The sequence below is a fragment of the Pseudomonas sp. ARP3 genome, assembly GCF_001029595.1.
GTDB classification, from domain to species: domain Bacteria; phylum Pseudomonadota; class Gammaproteobacteria; order Pseudomonadales; family Pseudomonadaceae; genus Aquipseudomonas; species Aquipseudomonas rhodesiae.
The window spans coordinates 1-3,839 of the sequence record NZ_LEKF01000053.1; the positions used below are offsets into that span (position 1 = coordinate 1).

The 3,839-nt window shown below is 61.8% G+C and carries 5 protein-coding genes and 3 pseudogenes; 1 reads left to right on the plus strand and 7 read right to left on the minus strand.

The window, feature by feature from the left end; all coding sequences use genetic code 11:
• Window positions 1-120, plus strand: a pseudogene (locus ABX75_RS29300) (IS30 family transposase); the annotation flags it as partial.
• Window positions 121-212: 92 nt separating this feature from the next.
• Here the strand turns inward: ABX75_RS29300 and ABX75_RS29840 are convergent.
• From ABX75_RS29840 to ABX75_RS29305, 7 genes and pseudogenes are all read right to left on the minus strand, one after another.
• Window positions 213-430, minus strand: a pseudogene (locus tag ABX75_RS29840) (S9 family peptidase); the annotation flags it as partial.
• The gene (pqqE, locus tag ABX75_RS27890; RefSeq protein WP_082136215.1) at window positions 396-1,556 is read right to left on the minus strand and encodes a pyrroloquinoline quinone biosynthesis protein PqqE; all 1,161 of its coding nucleotides are present in this window, start codon (window positions 1,554-1,556) and stop codon (window positions 396-398) included. The pseudogene ABX75_RS29840 and the gene pqqE, both read right to left, overlap by 35 nt.
• Complete coding sequence (gene pqqD / locus ABX75_RS27895) at window positions 1,528-1,803, minus strand: pyrroloquinoline quinone biosynthesis peptide chaperone PqqD (RefSeq protein ID WP_047883127.1); 276 nt, start codon at window positions 1,801-1,803, stop codon at window positions 1,528-1,530. The genes pqqE and pqqD overlap by 29 nt, the downstream gene beginning before the upstream one ends.
• Window positions 1,800-2,555 carry a pyrroloquinoline-quinone synthase PqqC gene (gene pqqC / locus ABX75_RS27900; protein WP_047883128.1) on the minus strand — a complete coding sequence of 252 codons (756 nt, stop codon included), beginning with the start codon at window positions 2,553-2,555 and terminating at the stop codon, window positions 1,800-1,802. Before pqqC ends, pqqD begins: the two co-directional genes overlap by 4 nt.
• 9 nt (window positions 2,556-2,564) lie before the next feature.
• Window positions 2,565-3,476 (minus strand): pyrroloquinoline quinone biosynthesis protein PqqB, encoded by a 912-nt coding sequence (gene pqqB, locus ABX75_RS27905; RefSeq protein ID WP_047883129.1) that lies wholly within the window; start codon window positions 3,474-3,476, stop codon window positions 2,565-2,567.
• A 72-nt stretch (window positions 3,477-3,548) separates the two neighbouring features.
• A complete protein-coding gene (gene pqqA / locus ABX75_RS28925) occupies window positions 3,549-3,620 on the minus strand; it encodes a pyrroloquinoline quinone precursor peptide PqqA (RefSeq protein WP_008365141.1) in 72 nt (23 codons plus the stop codon).
• Window positions 3,621-3,719: 99 nt separating this feature from the next.
• Window positions 3,720-3,839: pseudogene (locus tag ABX75_RS29305) on the minus strand (IS30 family transposase); the annotation flags it as partial.

The window sequence follows — 3,839 nt, forward strand, 5'->3', positions numbered from 1 at the left end:
CTGACCGTCGAAGCCGTCAATCGGACAGTAGCGAGGATCAATCTACGCCCGCGCAAGCGCTTGGGCTGGAAGACGCCGTACGAAGTGCATACAGGGGTGAGCGTTGCACTTATGTGTTGAATTCAGGATGATAAATCGCCAGCCTAACAAAAGACTTTTACATAAATGGTAGGCATAGATAAGATGACCGGGGCCCTGATCTGGCTTGCGTGGAACAGCGGGGTGCGCACGCTGAAGCCATCGGGTGTCAGGCGCAGGGCTTGGCCGGCATGCCAGCGCCAGATGCGACAGGCGGCATCCTGGGGGCGGAATTCGTTCCAGAACAGGCCGTGGGCCCGACCCGCAGTTCGGCGAAGTCGGCTCCGGCGGCAACGGCCTGGGCGGCGGTGAAGAGTTCAGCTTTTGGCGATGAGGCGCGAGTTTCGATCATTGCGGAAGACCAGTTGTTCAATCGTCTGGGTGGCGTGCTCGGCTTCTTCACGGGCCTTGAGAATGATCCCGTGATCGGCGGACTTGCTGCATACCGGATCGGCATTGCTGGCGTCACCCGTCAGCATGAAAGCCTGGCAACGGCAGCCACCGAAATCCTTTTCTTTCTCGTCGCAGGAGCGGCAAGGCTCAGGCATCCAATCATAGCCGCGGAAGCGATTGAAACCGAAAGAGTCATACCAGATGTGTTGCATGCTGTGATTGCGCACGTTCGGGAACTGCACCGGCAGCTGCCGTGCACCATGGCAGGGTAGCGCCGTGCCGTCGGGGGTGACGGTCAGAAAGATGCTGCCCCAGCCGTTCATGCAGGCCTTCGGTCGTTCTTCGTAATAATCCGGGGTGACGAAAATCAGCTTGCACGGATTGCCTTGTGCCTGGAGTTTGGCACGGTATTCGTTGGTGATGCGTTCGGCGCGCACCAGCTGTTCCCTGGTCGGCAGCAGGCCGACGCGGTTCAAGTGCGCCCAGCCGTAGAACTGGCAGGTGGCAAGCTCGACGAAGTCGGCTTCCAGGGCGATGCACAACTCGATGATGCGGTCGATCTTGTCGATGTTGTGCCGGTGGGTAACGAAGTTCAGCACCATCGGGTAGCCGTGGGCCTTCACTGCGCGGGCCATTTCCAGTTTCTGCGCAAAGGCTTTTTTCGAGCCGGCCAGGAGGTTGTTGACCTGCTCGTCACTGGCCTGGAAGCTGATCTGGATATGATCCAGGCCGGCGGTCTTGAAGTCGGCGATCTTCTGTTCGGTCAGGCCGATGCCCGAGGTGATCAGGTTAGTGTAGAAACCCAGCTTGCGGGCTTCGGCGATCAGCTCGGCGAGGTCCTGGCGCACCAGCGGTTCGCCACCGGAAAAGCCCAACTGCGCGGCACCCATCTCCCGTGCTTCACGGAATACCTTGAACCACTGCTCGGTACTCAGCTCCTTGCCCTGGGCGGCGAAGTCCAGGGGGTTGGAGCAGTACGGGCATTGCAGCGGGCAGCGGTAGGTCAACTCGGCCAGCAGCCACAGCGGCAGGCCGACCTCAGGCTTGGCCGGCAGCTCAGGCAAGTTCGATCCAGTGCTCTGCACGAGCGACCTCCATGAATTGCTCAATGTCGCCACCGAGCTCGGGTACGCCGGGGAACTGCTTGTCCAGCTCGGCGATGACGGCCGCGACATTGCGCGTGCCGTCGATCAACCCGCCGATGGCGCTGGCGCTGTCATTGAGTTTGATCATGCCTTCAGGATAGAGCAGCACGTGGCCTTTCTGCGCCGGTTCGTACTGGAAGCGATAGCCTGTGCGCCATTTGGGGGTCAGGTTTCGATCGAAGCTCATAGGGCGATTCCCTTGTGCCAGACACGTTGGTCGGTGACGCTATGGTAGGGCGGACGGTTCAGCTCGTAGGCCATGGTTATGGCATCGAGCATGCTCCAGAGGATGTCCAGTTTGAACTGCAGGATTTCCAACATGCGCTGCTGGCCTTGCAGGGTGGTGTAGTGCTGCAGGGTGATCGCCAGGCCATGCTCGACATCACGGCGCGCCTGGCCCAGGCGGGTGCGGAAGTACTCGTAGCCGGCCGGATCGATCCAGGGGTAGTGCTGCGGCCAGCTGTCCAGCCGCGACTGGTGGATCTGCGGGGCGAAGAGCTCGGTCAGGGAGCTGCTGGCGGCTTCCTGCCAGCTGGCGCGACGGGCGAAGTTGACGTAGGCGTCGACCGCAAAGCGCACGCCGGGCAGCACCAGTTCCTGGGAACGCAGCTGGTCCGGGTCCAGGCCCACCGCTTGGCCCAGGCGCAGCCAGGCCTCGATGCCGCCGTCTTCACCGGGTGCACCGTCATGGTCGAGCAGGCGCTGAATCCATTCGCGACGCACTTCGCGATCCGGGCAGTTGGCCAGGATCGCCGCGTCCTTCATCGGGATATTGACCTGATAGTAGAAGCGGTTGGCGACCCAGCCCTGGATCTGCTCGCGGGTTGCGCGCCCCTCGTACATCGCCACGTGGTACGGGTGATAGATATGGTAATAGGCACCCTTGGCGCGCAGGGCCTGTTCGAATTCGGCGGTGGTCATTGGCGTGGCGTCGGTCATGACGGGCTCCTACAGCTCGATGCTCATGCCGTCGAAGGCGACTTCGACGCCCCGGCGGTTCAACTCGGCGCGCTCGGGAGAGTCTTCGTCGAGGATCGGGTTGGTGTTGTTGATGTGGATCAGTACCTTGCGTTGCTCAGGCAGGCGCTCGAGCACTTCGAGCATGCCACCGGGGCCGTTCTGTGCCAGATGGCCCATCTCGCGGCCGGTGCGGGTGCCCACGCCGCGGCGCTGCATCTCGTCATCGTCCCACAGCGTGCCGTCCACCAGCAGGCAGTCGGCGTCGGCCATGTGGCCCATCAGGGTGTCGTCGACCTGGCCCAGCCCGGGGGCGTAGAACAGCTTGCCGCCGGTGCGCAGGTCTTCGACGATCAGGCCCAGGTTGTCGCCGGGGTGCGGGTCGAAGCGGTGCGGCGAATAGGGCGGTGCGGCGCTGCGTAGTGGGAACGGAGTAAAACGCAGATTAGGGCAGGCCGGGATGATGAAGCTGCCTTCAAGTTCGATTCGTTGCCAGTCCAGGCCGTCGTTCCAGTGGGTCAGCATGTTGAACAGCGGGAAGCCGGTGGTCAGGTCCTGATGAACCATGTCGGTGCACCAGACGCTGTGCGGGCAGCCTTCGCGCAGGCTCAGCAGGCCCGTGGTGTGGTCGATCTGGCTGTCCAATAGGATGATCGCGTTGATGCCGGTATCGCGCAGCGCACGGGCCGGTTGCATGGGCGCAAAACCCTGCAGCTGGGCGCGGATGTCTGGCGAGGCATTGCACAGCACCCAGTGAACGCCGTCGTCGGACAGGGCAATCGAAGACTGCGTGCGGGCGCGGGCGTTAAGCGTGCCGTCGCGAAAGCCCTTGCAGTTGACGCAATTGCAGTTCCATTGCGGAAACCCGCCGCCCGCGGCTGAACCTAGAATCTGGATGTACATCGCGGCCCCCTACAGGTGTGAGCTGAAAATAAAAACGCCCCGGCTGACCGAGGCGTTGTACTGCGAAACAAATTAACGGCTTGCGAAGTACATGGTGACTTCAAAGCCGATACGCAGGTCGGTGTAGGCAGGTTTGGTCCACATAGGCAGGCTCCTCTTGGGTGATGGGTGTCGGTGCAACACATTTGCAGATCACCTCCGCAGGGAGATGCTCAGCTAGCTAGACACTAATCCTACCTGAATTCAACACATAAGTGCAACGCTCACCCCTGTATGCACTTCGTACGGCGTCTTCCAGCCCAAGCGCTTGCGCGGGCGTAGATTGATCCTCGCTACTGTCCGATTGACGGCTTCGACGGTCAG

Coding starts and splice junctions, on each gene's coding strand:
- pqqD (WP_047883127.1), bottom strand. CDS start 1,803: ATGAGCTTCGATCGAAACCTGACCCCCAAATGGCGCACAGGCTATCGC.
- pqqC (WP_047883128.1), bottom strand. CDS start 2,555: ATGACCGACGCCACGCCAATGACCACCGCCGAATTCGAACAGGCCCTG.
- pqqB (WP_047883129.1), bottom strand. CDS start 3,476: ATGTACATCCAGATTCTAGGTTCAGCCGCGGGCGGCGGGTTTCCGCAA.